This window comes from Brevundimonas vancanneytii (genome assembly GCF_901421975.1).
Classification (GTDB): Bacteria; Pseudomonadota; Alphaproteobacteria; order Caulobacterales; family Caulobacteraceae; genus Brevundimonas; species Brevundimonas diminuta.
The window spans coordinates 58,544-75,621 of the sequence record NZ_LR588407.1; the positions used below are offsets into that span (position 1 = coordinate 58,544).

Consider the following 17,078-nt stretch of genomic DNA (forward strand, 5'->3'; position numbering starts at 1 on the left):
TCAAAACGACCCTTCTCCCCTTGTGGGAGAAGGTGGCATGCGAAGCATGACGGATGAGGGGTGGCGGCGGCGTCGCTCGTCGTGCGGCGCATAGAAAAAGCGCCGCGATCAGCTGACCGCAGCGCTCACATCCCTCATCCGCGCGCCTTCGGCGCCCACCTTCTCCCACAAGGGGAGAAGGATTTACGTCAGCCCCAGGGGCGGAAGTGTTTCGACAGCTTGAGACCCTGGCTCTGGTAGTGGCTGCCGCCTTCGCCATAGAGGCGCGAGGGCCGTTCCGTCAGCGGCTCATAGACCAGTCGGGCGACGATCTGGCCGTGCTCCAGCAGGAAAGGGGTGTCGTGGGTGCGGACTTCCAGCACGCCCTTGGAGCCGGCGCCGTGGGCTTCATCCGTGCCGAAGCCGGGGTCGAAGAAGCCGGCGTAGTGGACGCGGAATTCGCCGACCGAGGGGTCGATCGGGGTCATCTCGGCGGCCTGATCGACCGGGATCTCCACATCGTCCGACGAGGCCAGGATGTAGAACTCGCCCGGATCCAGCAGCAGTTCGCCCCGGCGCAGGGTCAGCGGCTCCCAGAAGTCGCGCGGGTCGTGGCCGTCGATGTGGTCCATGTTGACCACGCCCGCGTGACGGCGGCCGCGATAGCCGACGACGCCGTTGTCGCCTGCGCGCAGGTCGACGCCGACGCTGCGGGTCTCCAGCTTGGGCGGCTCGCCCGCCTTGAGGCGCAGCTGGTTCAGGCGGGTGCCCGGCTTGACCAGGATGGAGAAGGTCTGGGGCGCGATCTCGAGATAGAGGGGGCCGTCATAGCCCTCGTCCACGTCGTCGAAGCTGCCGCCCTGATCGGTCAGCAGGCGCACGAAGACGTCGACGCGGCCGGTCGAGCTCTTTGGATTGGCGCGGGCGTTCAGCCCCTTGGGCAGGCTGAGGCGCTCCTGCAGGCGGGCGATGTAGACGCAGCCCTTCTCCATCACATAGCCGCTGTCGGGCAGGTCGATGGCGTGCATGGCGACGTCGGCGATGCGTTCCTCGACGCGGCGCTGGCCGGGCAGGAAGGAGGCGCGCACGCGCCAGGCCCGGTCGGACAGGCGCAGGTCCAGGCTGGCCGGCTGGACCTGATCGACGTCGAACGGGGTGTCGGAGGCGATGGCGCCGATCGCGATCAGGGTCTCAATGCCCTGGAAGGGAAGGATGCCGGGCTGGTCGGGAATGGAAAAGCGGGTCATGCCGTCCTGTTCTCACACGGATTTTCTCGTCTGTGTAGCTTGTCGGCGACGACAGACGCTTGAACCCCGCGTACGGCGGGACGCATATAGCGCATGCACTCCGCTCCTGCCTATACCGCCGAGACCGAAGGCGTCGTCGTTCGCGTCCGCCCCTCCTATCTGGCGGGCCAGTCGGACCCGGCCGAGAGCCGCTGGGTCTGGGCCTATCAGGTCGAGATCGTCAATCTGAGCGGCGGCCCGGTGCAGCTGGTGGCCCGGCGCTGGACCATCACCGACGCCCTGGGCCGGGTCGAGGAGGTGCGCGGCCCCGGCGTGGTCGGCGAACAGCCGGTGATCGAGCCGGGCGACAGCTACGCCTACGCCTCGGGCTGTCCGTTGACGACGCCGTCCGGCTCCATGGTCGGCGCCTATTTCATGCAGGACGCCGAAGGCCGGATGTTCGAGGCCGCCATCCCGGCCTTCAGCCTGGACGTGCCAGACTCACGGCGCGTTCTGAACTAGCCGCGCCGCCGTCAGCCGCAACAGCTGCGGCGTCAGCAACAGCGCCAGAATGGGGGCCGCGGTGAACAGGGCGGCCAGCCAGAAGGCCGCCGAGGCTGCGCCCTGAACCCCGCCAGGCGCCGAAATCCCGGCGACGTTGGCGATCATGCCTGCGCCCGCTGCGCCCATGGCGATGGCGAACAGCTGGACCGTGGTCATGGCGCCGCTGGTCAGGTCGCGCTCGCCGTCGGGGGCGTTCTGGAAAACCCGCGTCACCAGGGCCGGCCAGACCAGGCCGATGCCGAAACCGACCAGGAACAGGCCTAGGCACACGCCCGCCAGCACGCCTGCGCCTCCGGCCGTCTCGATCGGCAGGAAGACCGACATCAGGATCAGCCCGCCCAGCATCAGCAGGGGACCGGCGAATAGCAGGCGCGTCCCTGATCCTGCCTGCCAGCGGCTGCTGACCAGGGTGGCGAAGGTCCAGCCGAAGGCCATCAGGGCGGCCAGATATCCCGCCCGAAGTGGCGACTGGTCATGCAGGGTCTGCAGCAGATAGGGCACGAAGATCTCGGCCTGCATCCCCGCCATCAGCAGGGCGATGGTCAGATAGAGCGCGCCCAGCGGCGTCTTCAGGCTGAACGACCGGCGCGGGAGCAGGCGCGTCTCGGAGCGTCCGTCGACCACGGCGATCAGGGCGACAAGGATGACAGCAGCGCCCAACCCGGTCAGATTCCACGCCAGCGCCGACGACAGGCTGCCGGCCGAGACGCTGAGCACGGCGCCGGACAGCAGAACCAGCTGGGGCAGGGGCAGGCGGCCGCCGCCGTCTCGCGCGCTGTCGCGGCCGGGCAGGGCGCTCAGAGCCAGCAGGATGAACAGGCCTGCCACCGGGACCAGAGAGCCGAAGGCCAACCGCCAGGCGCCCATCTCGGCGAACAGGCCGCCGACCGCCGGGCCGATCAGGGTGGCGACCCCGAACATGGCCGAGATGACGCCGATGATCCGGCCCCACAGGGCCTCGGGAAAGACGATGCGCGTCACGGCGTAGGCCAGGGCGTAGAGCAGGCCGCCGCCGAATCCCTGGATGAAGCGCCCGCCCAGCATCACCGGCATGGAAGGCGCCAGGGCGCAGATCAGCGAGCCGCCCGCGAAGACCAGGGCCGCCGCCGCATAGGCTGCGCGCGGACCCGTGGCGCGCAGGAAGGGGGCGGTCAGGGCCGCCGCCAGAATGGAGGCCAGCACGAACAGGGTCGTGGTCCAGGCGTAGAAGTCTAGCCCGCCGATGTCCTGCACCGCCGAGGGCATGACGGTGGTGGCGATATAGAGGTTGACGGAATGCAGGATGACGCCGCCCGCCAGGGCCAGGGCGTAGACGCCGTTGCGCCCGGTCAGAAGGGCGCTCCACCCCGGCGGGGCGTCGTTGGGGAAGTCGGTCATGTCGGCTCTCGGGGAGGGCGGCGAGGCTGCCGCAAGCCGATGAGCCTCTAGAACCTCAAGTTCACTTGAGGTCAAGCGGGCGTCAAACCGGCGAGGTCAGGTGTCGCGGCCCCGGTCCCTCCAGGCTCAGCACGTCATCGGGATTGCGAAGCGGGCATTCGTCCAGCGACAGGCAGCCGCAGCCGATGCAGCTGGTGATCTGGTCTCGCAGCTGAGTCAGGGCGGTGATCCGATCCTGCAGCATGGCGCGCCAGGTCTCGGAGAAACGACGCCAGTCGGCGGCGCTGGGCGCGTGCTCATGCGGCAGGTCGGCCAGGGCTTCGCGCACCGTCGCCAGGGGAATGCCCGCACGCTGGGCGATGCGGATGATGGCGATGCGGCGCAGGACGGCGCGGGGATAGCGGCGCTGGTTCCCCTCGGTGCGCCAGCCCGCGATCAGGCCTTCGGCGTCGTAGAAGTGGATGGTGGAGACGGCCACGCCGCTGCGTCGCGCCGTTTCGCCGACCGACAGGGCCGATTTCAGCGCGGACATGAGCAAACCTCGAGCATGGCTGAGGTATGGCGGGGGCGACGGCGGCGCGCAACCGGTCGGCTGTGCGGTCAATCCAGCCCTTAAGCAGCGCGAGGCGCGGTAGGGCGGCGTAAGGCCAAACAAAAAACCCCTCGCTGGAGGCGAGGGGATGGGACTGCGTCAACCCGGATGAACCGCAGTCCCGCCCCGGAGCCCGTCGGAAGCCGACGGGGCGGACGGCGGCCCCTTTAGGAGGCGTTCGTGTCGGCCATAGGGCCGAAACTCGACGACGCGGCGGCTCCCTGCTCAAGCGGGGAGCCGCCGCGCGGCGAGCGATAGCAGGCTTAAATGTACCGGCGCAGGCTGCGGGCCAGGTCGGACGAGGCGTCCTTGCCGGCGCTCTTGCGGACCTGGGGCTGGTAGGCGACGCGGGCGTGTTCGACGCAGTAGACGCCTTCCGACGCGCGACGGCCGCAGAAGCTGAAGTCGCTGGTCGAGGGGTCGCCGATCGGCCATTTGCACATGTGGGCGCCGAGCGTCAGCACGGTGGCGGTGCCCGCCAGTTCCGGCGCGGGGGCCGGGACCGAAGCTTGCGGCGCGGCGGCGACGATGGGGCGCGGAGCCACGGCCTCGATGCGGCGCGGGGCCGACGGAGCCTGCACCGGCGCGGCCGGGGCGGCGGCGCGCGGACGGGCCGGGCGGAAGGTGGTGCGGGCGGGCTGCGACGGGGCGGCCCGACCCGACAGGCCGAGGCGGTGCACCTTGCCGATCACGGCGTTGCGGGTCACGCCGCCGCCCAGAGCCTTGGCGATCTGGCTTGCTGACTGGCCTTCCAGCCACAGCTTCTTGAGCGCGCCGACGCGGTCTTCGGTCCAGCCTGGGTTCATGTCGCCCTCCTGCGGAGAAGTCGGATTCAATATCTTGTGCCGGAGTCCGAATTTCGGTCCCTCATCACGCCTCTAATCGTAAATCACCCCTTAAAACACGCAATATGTGGGAATTCACCTGTCCACAGAAACTACATCTAGTATGGTTAATGTCCCGATTTGACTCAATTTCTTGGGCGTCATCCACAGGGGCTGCGCCTTGCGAAACCGGCTTGGCTGTCGCATCTGAGGCGGCATGACGCACCTGATCGCCGGTTCCGACGCCTCTTCCGCCGCACCTCACGGCCTGCCCCAGCCTCGTCGCTATGACGGGATCAACTGGGTGGGGCTGCGCACCCTCTACCTGAAGGAGGTCCGCCGCTTCTGGAAGGTGGGCGCCCAGACGGTGGCGGCGCCGGTGGTGACGACCCTGCTCTACATGATGGTCTTCGTGGTGGCCCTGAAGGGGGCGCGGCCGCCTCTGCACGGCACGCCTTTCGCCGAGTTCGTCGCGCCGGGCCTGATCATGATGGCCATTCTGCAGAACGCCTTCGCCAACGCTTCGTCCAGCCTGATCCAGGCCAAGATCATGGGCACGGCCACCGACTTTCTGACTCCGCCGCTCAGCCCGCTGGAGCTGACGGTCGGCTTCACCCTGGGCGCGGCGACGCGCGGCGTGGCGGTGGGGCTGGTGACGGCGATCTGCGTCATGCCGTTTGCGAAGCTGGGGCTGGCCAACATCGCCCTGATCGTCTGGTTCGGCCTGATCGCCTCCCTGCTGATGGGCATGGTCGGGGTGCTGGCGGGGCTGTGGTCCGAGAAGTTCGACCACCTGTCGGCGGTGCAGAACTTCGTGGTCATGCCGATGACCTTCCTGTCGGGCACCTTCTACCTGGTCGACAGCCTGCCCGAGCCCTTCGCCAGCATCAGCAAGTTCAATCCCTTCTTCTACCTGATCGACGGCTTCCGGGCGGGCTTCATCGGCCATGCCGAGGGCAGCCTGATGGTCGGCGTGGTCATGAGCGCCGTGCTGACCATGGTCATGGGCGCAGCCTGCTGGCTGGTGTTCCGTTCGGGCTGGCGGCTGAAGAGCTGAGTCCAGATGCGGTCGCATCTGAACCGATTTCGCTTTAAGCAAGGCGTCGAGCGCGAGGCGAGGGGTCTCGCGAAAGGGGCCTCGCCATGTCGTTTCACCTTCGCCTGAAAGCCGCCGTCAGCGGCGCCTGCCTGGCCGTCGTCTGCCTGACGGCCGCGCCGTCTCTCGCCCAGGATCGCGCCGCCGATCTGCGTGAACAGGTCGGCGCCTACGCCAAGCCGTCCAACGCCGAGCGTCTGGAGGTGCTGTTGAGCCAGCTGCGAGCCGAGGGCTTTGCGCCCACGGTCGAGACCTTCGAAGGCGGCGGCCGCGCCGGTCCGATGCAGGGCTCCAACGTCGTCGTCGTCATCGGCGAGGGCGAGAAGGAGATCCTGCTGACCGCCCACTACGACGCGGTGAAGCTGCCCGACGGGACGATGGCGGACGGTCTGGTCGATAACGCCGGCTCGGTGGTCGCCCTGATCGAGGCGGCCAAGATCCTGCGCGAGGCGCCGCTGTCGCACCGCATCCGCATCATCTTCTTCGACCAGGAGGAGCTGGGCCTGATCGGCGCCAAGAAGTGGATCGAGGCGCATGGGGTCGCCAATATCGCGGCCGTGGTGAACTCGGACGTCGCCGCCTACGGCGACACCATGATGTACGGCGAGAACAACGGGGCGCAGTCGGCCTTCGTCACCCGCGCGGTGCAGGAGCTGTGCGCCGAGCGCGCCCAGCAGTGCGTCGGCTTCCCCGAGTATCCGCCGTCCGACGACCGGGCCTTCTCGGCGGCGGGCGCGCCGGTGGTCTCGCTGGGCTTTCAGGATGAGGTCGGCGCCCACCAGATGTGGCTGGCCTTCAACGGCGGCGAGACCAACGGCCTCGCCGAGGGCTTCGTCCCTCAGGTCTTCCGCGTCATCCACTCCAAGGACGACGCCATCGCAGCGGTCGAGGGCCATACCATCGACCTGGCGGGCCGGACCTATGCGGCCCTGATCCAGAAGCTGGATGCGCAACTGCGCTGAATTCGCGCCCCTCGCGGTGTTGACTAAGCGGAAATAGCGCCCGACAAGTTCGTCGCCCTTTTCCAAAGCGGTCCCGTCGCAGACGCGTCGGGACCGTCTCGCTTTATGGAGTCTGCCAAGTGTCCGGTCATCTGATGGGTGTCTACAATCGCGCGCCGCTGGAAGTGGAGCGCGGCCAGGGCGTCCGCCTCTGGTCCACCGACGGCACGGAATACCTGGACTGCGTTTCGGGCATCTCGACCAACGCCCTGGGCCACGCCCACCCCAAGCTGGTGCAGGCGGTCAAGGATCAGGCCGAGAAGCTGTGGCACGTCTCCAACATCTTCAAGATTCCGGGGCAGGACGCCCTGGCCGACTCCCTGTGCGAGAAGTCGTTCGCCGACGTCGTCTTCTTCACCAACTCGGGCACCGAGGCGATCGAGTGCGCCCTGAAGACGGCGCGCAAATTCCACGTCGCCAACGGCCAGCCTGAGCGCATCGACATCTACGGCTTCGACGGCTCGTTCCACGGCCGCACCTACGGCGCCATCAACGCCGCCGCCAACCCCAGCTACACCGAGGGCTTCGGGCCCAAGATGGAAGGCTTCCATCAGCTGAAGTGGGGCGACAAGGCCGCCCTGACCGCCGCCTTCGAGAACCCGAACACGGCCGCGATCATCCTGGAGCCGGTCCAGGGCGAGGGCGGCTGCCGCGCCACGCCTGAGGAAGACCTGCGTTGGATGCGCGAGATGGCCGACAAGTACGGCGTCCTGATCATCTTCGACGAAGTCCAGTGCGGCATGGGGCGGACCGGCAAGCTGTGGGCCCACGAATGGGCCGGCATGACGCCGGACATCATGGCTGTCGCCAAGGCCCTGGGCGGCGGCTTCCCCATCGGCGCCTGCCTGGCCACCGCCGAGGCGGCCAAGGGCATGACGGTCGGCGTCCACGGCTCGACCTTCGGCGGCAACCCGCTGGCCATGGCCGTCGGCCAGGCCGCCTTCGACGAAGTCTCGTCTGACGCCATCCTGGACAACGTCAATGAGGTCGCCGGCTACCTGACCCAGCAGCTGCACGGCCTCAAGGAGCGCTTCCCCGACGTGATCGTCGAGGTGCGCGGCAAGGGTCTGCTGCTGGGCGTCAAGCTGGTTCCGAACAACCGCGAGTTCATGGGCTGGGCCCGTGACGAGGCCAGGCTGCTGGTCGCCGGCGGCGGCGACAACCTGGTCCGTGTCCTGCCGCCGCTGAACATCACCCTCGACGAGGCCCGCGAGGCCATCGAGAAGTTCGAGAAGGCCTGCGAGTTCGCCCGCGCCAAGGTCGCGGGCTGACGCTGTTTCTCCCTCCTCTTCATGGGGAGGGGGCCGAGCCGCGAGGCGAGGCCGGGTGGGGACGCTTTCTTCTACCTCCAGACTTTCGCAGGGCCGCCCCCACCCGGTCCCTGCGGGACCACCCTCCCCATGAAGGGGAGGGAGAAGGCTTGGTCATGGTTCGTCACTTCCTCGACATCCACCGCCTGGACGCAGCTGATCTGCGCGCCATTCTGGACGACGCCCACGCCCGAAAACGCGCCCGAAAAGGCTGGCCCCAGGGCCGCGCCGACGCCGATGCGCCGGGCAAGGACCGCGTCCTGGCCATGATCTTCGAGAAGAACTCGACGCGCACCCGCTTCAGCTTCGACGCGGCCATCCGCCAGCTGGGCGGCGACTCCATCATCGCCACCGCCGCGGACATGCAGCTGGGCCGGGGCGAGCCGGTCGAGGACACGGCTCGCGTCCTGTCGCGCATGGTCGACGCCGTGATGATCCGCGCCAATGATCATGAAGACGTCGAGCGCTTCGCTCGCGTCTCGACCGTGCCGGTGGTCAACGGCCTGACCGACCGCAGCCACCCGTGCCAGATACTGGCCGACCTGATGACCATCGAAGAGCATCGCGGCCCGATCGAGGGCAAGACGATCGCCTGGATCGGCGACGGCAACAACGTCTGCCACAGCTTCATGCACGCCGCGCCCAAGTTCGGCTTCCACCTGCACGTCGCCTGCCCGGCGGAGTACCACCCCGACCTGCGCGATCTGGAAAAGGGCGGCGCCCACGTCCACCTGACCAGCGATCCGCGCGAGGCGGTCAAGGGCGCCGACGTCGTCGTCACCGACACCTGGGTGTCGATGGGCGATCAGGACTATGAGGCCCGCCTGGCCGCCTTCGAGCCTTACGGCGTCGACGAGGCCCTGATGGCCGAGGCGGCCGACGACGCGGTCTTCCTGCACTGCCTGCCCGCCCACCGCGGCGAAGAGGTGACCGACGCCGTCATCGACGGCCCGCAGTCGCTGATCTGGGACGAGGCCGAGAACCGCCTGCACGCTCAGAAGGCGGTCCTGGCCTGGTGCTTCGGAGCTTTCTAGATCGCCCTAACGCGCTTCGCGCTGCTTGAGGGCGAATTAGGCCTAGCGCAGGTTGACGTCGACCACGTCGCCCGCGTCCGGCTCCTTGCCGGTCAGGTTGGCGCGGGCGATCTCGAAGGCGAACTTCATCAAGCCGCCGTCGCTGACCCAGACCCGGCCGTCGTCGCCGTCGAAGCGCAACAGGGTCAGGCGGGGATCGTCCTTGCCGTCCGGATACCAGGCCGACAGCACCGGGTTCCAGTAGCGTTCGATGACGTCCCGGTCGTGACCATGCACCGACAGGGCGCCGTGGATGCAGGCCCAGACCTTCTGGTCCTTGGAGCCGTAGCTGAACATGGCCGTCTGTCCCGGCGTCGCCGCGTCGCGCGCCAGGTCGGTGTCGTCGCGGGTGAAGAACCAGATGGTTCCGGTCTCGGCCTCGCGAAAGGCGGTCATCGGCTGGCTGTGATAGCCGGGGCGATCCAGTCCCAGCATCCCGGTGTTGCTGGACTTCAGGCTTTTCCAGAAGGCCTCTTCGGCCTCGGCGGGCGTCAGGTGCTTGTCGGTCAAGATCGTCTCCTGTCTCGTCGTTCGGGGAGACAGGACAACCAACCCGGCGTCGGAGCGTTCCCGTCTAGAACGGCGCCGCGGACGGCAGAGGCCGCCCGCTCAGCTCCGCCAGCAGGTGGATCAGCAGGAAGAAGACCAGGGCGGCCGCCAGCAGCATGATGAAGCGCCACGGCATCATGCGCGGGCCGCGCATGATGTCTGTCGGCCGCGACCCTCGCCACCCCGCGAAGACGACGACGGCGATCGAGACGATCAGCAGGATCAGGGTGAGCGTGGCGTCCATGACGCCGCCAGTTGGGGCGCCCGAGGCGGCGATGCAAGCGCTCGGGCGCGCAGGATCGCCAGCGTGGCCGTATTTCTTGATGCGCGGTTAATCTAAACGCGGCATTAACCATGCCGGGCGCATCAGCGGCCTGTCGGCTGCCGTCGGCGACTCGCGACGAGGCGCCACATCTAGCGGTTAACGACACGTTTACACGCTTTATCTGGAAGGATACCGTTCGCGCCATGGGTCGGGAGGCGAATCAGTGACCGCAGCGGCGCCGTGGAGCGTGAAGGGCATCGATCCCAAGGCGCGCGAGATCGCCAAGGATCTGGCGCGACGTTCGGGCATGACCCTGGGCGAGTGGCTGAACTCCATGATCATGGACGAGCCGGACGACGACGACGGCGTCGCCACCCTGCCGCGCCGGTCGCCCATTCCGGACCCCTATGACCGCCGCAGCCGCTCGCGCCGCCTGGACGACGTCTATGGCGAGGATGCGCACCGGCATGAAGGCCTGGGCCGCCATGAGAACCTGGGCCGCATGGGCGCTTCGCTGGAGGTGATCGCCGAGCGTCTGGAGGCGGCGGAGCGCCGCTCGACCCTCGCGATCCAGGGCATCGACCAGGCCGTGGCCGGTCTGGTGCGCCGTCTTGAGACGCAGGACGAAGCCGAAGCCGCCAAGACCCGCCGCATCGACGACATCGCCGAAGAGCTGCGCGAGGGCCATCGTCGCCTGCGTCGTCTGGAGCAGGACGCCGGGACCGAGGCGCGCGAAGGCCTGGACAAGCTGGACGCGGCCCTGACCGCCGTCTCCACCCGTCTCTACGAGATGGACGAGCGCCAACGCGCGGGCGTCAGCGAGCTGCGCGACCGCATCGAGGCGGTCGAGAAGGCGGCTGGGCCGGGCGCCGGAACCTCCCTGCTGTCGCAGGTCGGCGTGCGTCTGGACGACGCCCAGTCGCGCACCTCTGATGCGCTGAAGGGATTGGAGCGGTCGTTCGCCGCCCTGGATCTGCGGATGCGCGACGCCGAGCGCCGCATCGAGCCGGACCACGCGCGCGAGGCCTCGCGTTTCGAGAAGCTGGCCGAGAGCCTGACGCGCCAGGTCGAGTCCAGCCGCACCGAGATGATCCGCCGTCTCGACGCCGTCGAGACCGAGGGACGCGTCGAACGGATCGAACGCGCCCTGGCCGCCATCGGCGATCAGGCCCGCGCCGCCGAGCAGCGCTCGGCCGCCGCGGTCGAGGGCATGGGCCGCGAGATCATGCGGATCGCCCGCAACCTCAACGGCCGGGTCGAGAAGGTCGAAGCCGGCGGCGTGGGGCCGTCGGACGCCCGCATCACGGCGCTGGAGCAGAAGCTGCAGCGCGACCTGGCCCGCCATGCTGAGACGGTGGACCAGCGTCTGACCCAGGCCGACGATCAGCACGCCCTGGCGCTGGAGCGTCTGGGCGGCGAGATCGCCCGCATCTCGGATCGCCTGAGCGAACGCATCGCCCAGTCCGAGCGCCGCTCGGCCCAGGCTATCGACGATATCGGCCGCCGTCTGTCGGAGAGCGCCGACAAGATGCACCAGCGTCACGAGAGCGCCTCGGGCGATCTGGCCGAACGGATGCGTCAGAGCGAGGAGCGCACGGCGCGCCTGCTGGCCGACGCCCGCGACAGCATGGAGCAGCGCGCCGATCGCGCCCCGCGTCGCGCCCCGCCGCTGGAAAGCCCCGACCCCGCGCCCTGGACCCCGGCGGAAACCGCCAGCGGCGACTGGCGTGCGACGGCCTTCGCCGATCCGGTCGAGGATTGGTCCGTCGAGCCTGTGATGGGCGACGCCCCGACGACCGTGTCGGATTTCGCATCGGGCTCTGAGAACATCTTCGGCGATCCGCTGGAGACTGACCTTCTGGAGACCGAACCGAAGACGGCTGCGCCGTTCGGCCGGGTCGCGGCCGACGCCTGGCCGCAGGCTGCGTCTCTGGAGGATGAAGACCTGTTCGGCGGCGCCGACGTCAGCGACATTCTGAACGCTGCGGCCGATCAGGACGCCGACCGTCAGCCGTTCGACCTCGGCGAGGCGGCGGACGTCGACGACTTCTCGGCCGAGCTGGATTTCGTCACGCCGCAAGAGCCGGCGCAGGAGCCTGCTGCGGCCTCGACCCGCGACGTGTTGGAGGCCGCTCGCGCGGCCATGGCGCCCGAAGACGAGGCCGCGCCGCGTCAGGCCTTCGGCCTGGCCAAGCGCGGCGGCAAGTCCAAGCTGCAGGAGCGTCTGGACAAGCAGGCCGGCCGTCAGAGCTCGACCATGCGCACGGCGCTGGGCGCCATGGCGGTGGCGGCTCTGGGCGTCGTCGGCGGCTACGCCACCTTGCAGGTGGCGGGCGGTTCGGGCCTGACCCTGCCCGGCGGCTTCACCCTGGCGCCGACGTCGAGCGACGATGCGGCGCCCGCTGAGACGACGGCGCCGATCGCGGCCCTGGCGCTGGACGCCGCGCCGACCGACGCCGTGCCGTCGCCCGATGCGGCGGCGACCGAGGGCGCGGGCCTGTTCGCGCGCGCCGTGCAGATGCTGGACAACGGCGACGACGGCGGGCTGGAGCCCCTGACCCGCGCCGCCAACTTGGGCTACGCCCCGGCGCAGCTGCGCCTGGCCAGCCTATATCAGGACGGCGCCGCCGGGCTGACGGCGGATGAGGCCGAGGCGCGCGCCTGGGCCCGCCGGGCCGCCGAGGCGGGCGACGCCAAGGCCATGCATTTCTACGCCATGCAGCTGTATGACGGCGTGGGCGGCGCGCAGAACCGCGCCGAGGCCCTGGCCTGGCTGACCAAGGCGGCGACCGCCGGGCGGGTCGACAGCCAGTACAACGTCGCCCAACTGCTGGAGAAGGGCGACCAGGGCGTGGCCCCCAATCGGGTCGAGGCGTTCAAGTGGTACATGATCGCGGCCCGACGCGGCGACCAGCAGGCCCTGGCCTCGGTGCAGCGCCTGACCTCTGGCCTGTCGGCGGCCGACCGCCGCACGGCGCGCGAGGCCGCCGACGCCTTCACCGCGCCGGCCGCCTGATCGGCGCACGACGCGTTCAGCCGGGGGTGGCGGTTCGCCGCAGGGGCCGCTAAGACCGGAAGCCTAGTCGCCTTTCCGGCGCCGATTGCCTGTCCTTCCAGCCGAAGGCGCGTGCCGTGGATATTTACCTGCCGATCGCCGAAGTCTCGGTGAACTGGCCGCTCCTGGTTCTGCTGGGGGCGCTGGTCGGATTCGTGTCCGGTCTGTTCGGCATCGGCGGCGGCTTCCTGATGGCGCCGGTTCTGGTCTTTCTGGGCATCCCGCCGACGGTGGCGGTGGCCAGCCAGGCCAGCCACGTCGTGGCCTCCTCGACCTCGGGCGTCATCCGCTATTCCGGCATGAAGGCGGTCGATTACCGCATCGGCGGCATCATGGCTGTCGGCGGGGCGCTGGGCGCCGTGCTGGGCGTCGAGCTGTTCCGCTACCTGCGCCTGCTGGGCCAGGCCGACCTGGTGGTGGCCCTGTCCTATCTGCTGTTCCTCGGCTCGATCGGCAGCATGATGCTGTACGAAAGCCTGACGCAGATCCTGCACCGCGTCCGGGGCGAGACGCCGCCGCGCAAGGAACGTCGCCGCCCCATGTGGCTGTACGGCCTGCCGTTCAAGATGCGTTTCCCGCGCTCGGGCCTCTACATCAGCGCCATTCCGCCGCTCGGCCTGGGCGTGTTCGCAGGGATTCTGTCGGCCATCATGGGGGTGGGCGGCGGCTTCATCCTGGTGCCGGCCATGCTCTATGTGCTGCGGATGAAGGCCAGCGTGGTCGTCGGCACCAGCCTGTTCCAGATCATCATCACCACGGCCATCACGACGGTGCTGCAAGCCGGGCGCAATCAGACGGTGGACATCGTCCTGTCGACCATCCTGCTGCTGGGCGGGGTGGTGGGGGCCCAGTACGGCGCCAAGCTGTCAGGCCGGTTCCGCGCCGAGGAAATGCGCGCGGCCCTGGGGCTGATCGTCCTGCTGGTCGGCATCCAGATGGGGCTGGAGCTATTCGTGCGGCCTGGCGACCTGTTCCTGCTGGCGCCGGGAGTGGCGGACTGATGTTCCAGGTTCTGCCGCCCGAGCCGCCGCCCGTCGCCGCCGCGCCCGAGATCATCATCGAACGCTCGGCCGCCACGACCGAGGATGTGCGGATCGCCGCCGCCCTCACGGACGCGCGGGTGGACGTGGACTCCGGGTTCAAGGGGGCGTCGATCGTCCTCTACGGCGCCGTGTTCAACCCGACCGATACGCCCGCCGACGTGGTGGTGGTGGTGCGCGGCCCCGACGCGCCGGTTCGCCTGGTCAAGAAGACGCGCAACATGGGGGTCTGGCTGAACAGCCGCCCGGTGCTGTTCGAGGGAGCGCCCGGCTTCTACATGACCGCTTCTACGCGGCCGCTGAGCGACATCGCCGACTTCGGCCAGTTGCGCCGTCTGGGCGTGGGGGTGGACCACTTGCGCATCGACGCGCCGGAAGAGGCCCGCACCGTCACCCGCTACGGCGTGCGCGACGTGGTCATCAGCCGCTTGGGCGAGGACTATCTGGATTGGCGCCGCGCCGTGATCCGGCTGAAGGAGGCGGCGGCCCTCTACGACACCGATCCCAAGGGGGTGGAGTTCGTCGATCGAGGCCTGTTCCGCGCCGAGGTCAAGCTGCCCGCCGTGGCCCCGACCGGCAAATACTACGCCGAGGTCTGGCTGTTCCAGGAAGGGACGCCGGTGTCGGTGTCCAACCTGACCCTGACGGTCGAGAAGGTGGGGCTGGAGCGCGACATCTATGAGTTCGCCCACCGCCGGCCGTGGAGCTACGGCGTGCTGTGCGTGCTGCTGGCGGCGATGACGGGCTATGCGGCGTCGCGGGTGTTCAGGAGTAGATAGGCCCTTTCCCGCTCGTCCCGGCGGACGCCGGGATGAGCGGGAAGTAGGGCAAGGCGCTCAAGCAGCGAGCGACTGCGTCGCGAGGGTAGCGCCAACAAAAAAGGGCGGCCCGCGAAGGCCGCCCTTTCCGTTCAGTCTGTGCCTGAGCCTCAGGCCGCCTTGGTCTGCGGCGCGAAGCGGCCGTAGAAGGTCTCGTCCTTGGCGGCCATGTCGCGCAGAAGCTGCGGAACCTTGAAGCGGTCGCCGTATTTGGCGGCCAGTTCGTCGGCCTTGGCCACGAAGGCCTTCAGTCCGGTCTGGTCCATGAAGGTGATGGGGCCGCCGGTCCAGGGCGCGAAGCCCCAGCCCAGGATGGCGCCCAGGTCGCCCTCGCGCGGGTCGTCGATGACGCCCTCTTCCCAGCAACGGGCCACTTCCACCGCCTGGCGATACAGCAGGCGGGTCTTCAGCTCGTCGATGGCGGCCAGCGCCTCGGGGCTTTCGCCGAAGGCGTCGCCCTTGGTGGTCGGGGCCAGCTCGGCCAGACCCGGCCAGATGACCTTGGGCTTCTGGTCGTAGTCGTAGAAGCCCTTGCCGTTCTTGCGGCCGTAGCGGCCCTGTTCGACCATGGTGGCGACGATCTGCTCGCCCTCGGTCGGGACGTATTTGTCGCCCAGATCCTCGCGGGTCTGTTTGGCGATCTTGTACGACAGGTCCAGGGCCACGTCGTCGTGCATCTCCAGCGGGCCGCGCGGCATGCCGGTCATGCGGCCGACGTTGTCGATCAGCACGGGCGAATAGCCCTCTTCCAGCATGGCCATGCCTTCCATCAGGAAGGTCGAGAAGCAGCGCGAGGTGTAGAAGCCGCGGCTGTCGTTGACGACGATCGGCGTCTTCTTGATCTTCAGGACATAGTCCAGCGCCTTGGCCAGGGCCGCGTCGCCGGTCTTCTCGCCCATGATGATCTCGACCAGCATCATCTTGTCGACGGGCGAGAAGAAGTGGATGCCGATGAAGTCCTCGGGCCGGACGCTGGCCTCGGCCAGGCCGGTGATCGGCAGGGTCGAGGTGTTGGAGCCGAACACCGCGCCTTCAGCCAGTTGAGCCTCGGCGCGCTTGGTGACGTCGGCCTTGATCTCGCGGTTCTCGAACACGGCCTCGATGACCAGGTCCGAACCCTTGATCAGGTCATAGTCCGTCGTCGCCGTGACCAGGGCCAAGGTGGCGTCGAACTTCTCCTGGGTCATCTGACCGCGCGACAGGCGCTTCTTCAGCAGCTCCTCGACGTGGGCCTTGCCCTTATCGGCGGCTTCCTGGGTCTGGTCGATCAGCACGGTCTCGATGCCGGCCATGACCTGAACATAGGCCACGCCCGCGCCCATCATGCCGGCGCCCAGGACGCTGACTTTCTTGGGATCGGACTTGGGTACGCCCGCCGGGCGCACGGCGCCCTTGTCCAGCTCCTGCTTGGACAGGAACAGGCTGCGGATCATGGCCTGGGCCTGCGGCGTCATCAGGGTCTTGATGAAGTAGCGCGTCTCGATGCGCAGGCCGGCCTCGATCGGCACCTGCACGCCTTCATAGACGGCCTTCATCATGTTCAGCACGGCCGGATAGTTGCCGTAGGACTGCTTGCGCAGGATGGCGTTGCCCATGATGAAGACCTGGGCGCCCGCCGGGTGGTAGGGGCCGCCGCCGGGGATCTTGAACTTGGGATCGTCCCACGGCTGGACGGCCTTGCCGCCGTTCTTGATCCAGGCCTTGGCGGCCGCGACCGACTGGCCTTTCTCGACGACCTCATGGACGACGCCGGCGCCCTTGGCGTCGTTCGGGCGCCAGGACTTGCCCTCGGCCATCTGCATCAGGGCGGTCTGGACCCCGATCAGGCGCGTCAGGCGCTGGGTGCCGCCGCCGCCGGGGAAGAGGCCGACCTTGATCTCGGGCAGGCCCAGCTGGATCTTCGGGTCGTTCTCGACGACGCGATAGTGGCACGCCAGGGTGAACTCCAGCCCGCCGCCCAGCGCCAGGCCGTTGATGGCCGCCGCCACCGGCTTGCCCGAGGTTTCCAGCGCGCGGAAGGCGCCGTTCAGCGCCCAGCCGGTGTCGAACGCCTTCTGCAGGTCGCCGCCGCCGGCCAGCATGCCCGAGGCCATGTCGCCCAGGTCCGCACCGGCGCAGAAGCCGGTCGTCTTGCCCGAGGTCAGGACCACGCCCTTGATGGCGTCGTCGGTTTTGATCTTTTCGACCAGGGCCGGGATCTCGGCGATCACGGCCGAGGTCAGGGTGTTCATCGAACGGCCCGGCACGTCGAAGGCGACTGTGGCGATGCCGTCGGCGTCGATGTCGATCTTGAAGTTTTCCATAGTCAT

15 protein-coding genes are annotated in these 17,078 nt (G+C 68.8%); 8 read left to right on the forward strand and 7 right to left on the reverse strand.

Annotation, left to right across the window (positions count from 1 at the left end; all coding sequences use genetic code 11):
* Positions 1 to 188 precede the first annotated feature (188 nt).
* The gene (locus FGL25_RS00275; protein WP_003166349.1) at positions 189 to 1,226 is read right to left on the reverse strand and encodes a 2'-deoxycytidine 5'-triphosphate deaminase; all 1,038 of its coding nucleotides are present in this window, start codon (positions 1,224 to 1,226) and stop codon (positions 189 to 191) included.
* Positions 1,227 to 1,319: 93 nt separating this feature from the next.
* On the opposite strand from FGL25_RS00275, the gene apaG reads away from it, so the two are divergent.
* Positions 1,320 to 1,727, forward strand: a complete 408-nt coding sequence (gene apaG / locus FGL25_RS00280; RefSeq protein ID WP_003166348.1) for a Co2+/Mg2+ efflux protein ApaG — start codon at positions 1,320 to 1,322, stop codon at positions 1,725 to 1,727.
* Here the strand turns inward: apaG and FGL25_RS00285 are convergent.
* The 3 genes from FGL25_RS00285 to gcrA form a co-directional block, all read right to left on the reverse strand.
* The gene (locus tag FGL25_RS00285) at positions 1,707 to 3,146 is read right to left on the reverse strand and encodes an MFS transporter (RefSeq protein WP_138140611.1); all 1,440 of its coding nucleotides are present in this window, start codon (positions 3,144 to 3,146) and stop codon (positions 1,707 to 1,709) included. The two genes, apaG and FGL25_RS00285, sit on opposite strands and share 21 nt — an antisense overlap.
* A gap of 82 nt (positions 3,147 to 3,228) precedes the next feature.
* A complete protein-coding gene (gene soxR / locus FGL25_RS00290) occupies positions 3,229 to 3,678 on the reverse strand; it encodes a redox-sensitive transcriptional activator SoxR (protein ID WP_138140612.1) in 450 nt (149 codons plus the stop codon).
* A 323-nt stretch (positions 3,679 to 4,001) separates the two neighbouring features.
* Positions 4,002 to 4,544: a cell cycle sigma 70 cofactor GcrA gene (gene gcrA / locus FGL25_RS00295; RefSeq protein ID WP_088410612.1), complete on the reverse strand. Its 543-nt coding sequence runs from the start codon at positions 4,542 to 4,544 to the stop codon at positions 4,002 to 4,004.
* A gap of 235 nt (positions 4,545 to 4,779) precedes the next feature.
* On the opposite strand from gcrA, the gene FGL25_RS00300 reads away from it, so the two are divergent.
* The 4 genes from FGL25_RS00300 (at position 4,780) to argF (ending at position 9,003) form a co-directional block, all read left to right on the forward strand.
* Positions 4,780 to 5,619, forward strand: a complete 840-nt coding sequence (locus FGL25_RS00300; protein WP_138140613.1) for an ABC transporter permease — start codon at positions 4,780 to 4,782, stop codon at positions 5,617 to 5,619.
* 86 nt (positions 5,620 to 5,705) lie between these two features.
* On the forward strand, positions 5,706 to 6,620 hold the full coding sequence (locus tag FGL25_RS00305; RefSeq protein WP_138140614.1) for a M20/M25/M40 family metallo-hydrolase: 915 nt from the start codon (positions 5,706 to 5,708) through the stop codon (positions 6,618 to 6,620).
* A 134-nt stretch (positions 6,621 to 6,754) separates the two neighbouring features.
* Complete coding sequence (locus FGL25_RS00310) at positions 6,755 to 7,930, forward strand: aspartate aminotransferase family protein (protein WP_138142324.1); 1,176 nt, start codon at positions 6,755 to 6,757, stop codon at positions 7,928 to 7,930.
* 155 nt (positions 7,931 to 8,085) lie between these two features.
* Positions 8,086 to 9,003: an ornithine carbamoyltransferase gene (argF, locus tag FGL25_RS00315; protein WP_003166342.1), complete on the forward strand. Its 918-nt coding sequence runs from the start codon at positions 8,086 to 8,088 to the stop codon at positions 9,001 to 9,003.
* Between the two features lie 42 nt (positions 9,004 to 9,045).
* Here argF and FGL25_RS00320 read toward each other — a convergent pair whose 3' ends face one another.
* Together FGL25_RS00320 and FGL25_RS00325 are read right to left on the reverse strand one after the other, a co-directional pair.
* Positions 9,046 to 9,552, reverse strand: a complete 507-nt coding sequence (locus FGL25_RS00320) for a pyridoxamine 5'-phosphate oxidase family protein (protein ID WP_040346328.1) — start codon at positions 9,550 to 9,552, stop codon at positions 9,046 to 9,048.
* 64 nt (positions 9,553 to 9,616) lie between these two features.
* Positions 9,617 to 9,835, reverse strand: coding sequence for a hypothetical protein (locus FGL25_RS00325; protein WP_003166340.1), 219 nt, complete (start codon positions 9,833 to 9,835; stop codon positions 9,617 to 9,619).
* A gap of 244 nt (positions 9,836 to 10,079) precedes the next feature.
* Here FGL25_RS00325 and FGL25_RS00330 point away from each other — a divergent pair, with 244 nt between their 5' ends.
* The 3 genes from FGL25_RS00330 to FGL25_RS00340 all read left to right on the forward strand — a co-directional run bounded on the left by FGL25_RS00330 (position 10,080) and on the right by FGL25_RS00340 (position 14,730).
* Complete coding sequence (locus tag FGL25_RS00330; protein WP_252969929.1) at positions 10,080 to 12,872, forward strand: SEL1-like repeat protein; 2,793 nt, start codon at positions 10,080 to 10,082, stop codon at positions 12,870 to 12,872.
* A gap of 116 nt (positions 12,873 to 12,988) precedes the next feature.
* Entirely contained in the window at positions 12,989 to 13,912 is a 924-nt protein-coding gene (locus FGL25_RS00335) for a sulfite exporter TauE/SafE family protein (RefSeq protein WP_040346327.1), read from the forward strand.
* Positions 13,912 to 14,730 carry a TIGR02186 family protein gene (locus FGL25_RS00340; protein ID WP_076222980.1) on the forward strand — a complete coding sequence of 273 codons (819 nt, stop codon included), beginning with the start codon at positions 13,912 to 13,914 and terminating at the stop codon, positions 14,728 to 14,730. The genes FGL25_RS00335 and FGL25_RS00340 overlap by 1 nt, the downstream gene beginning before the upstream one ends.
* 149 nt (positions 14,731 to 14,879) lie before the next feature.
* On the opposite strand, the gene FGL25_RS00345 is transcribed toward FGL25_RS00340, so the two are convergent.
* A complete protein-coding gene (locus tag FGL25_RS00345) occupies positions 14,880 to 17,072 on the reverse strand; it encodes a 3-hydroxyacyl-CoA dehydrogenase NAD-binding domain-containing protein (RefSeq protein WP_088412000.1) in 2,193 nt (730 codons plus the stop codon).
* Positions 17,073 to 17,078 lie beyond the last annotated feature (6 nt).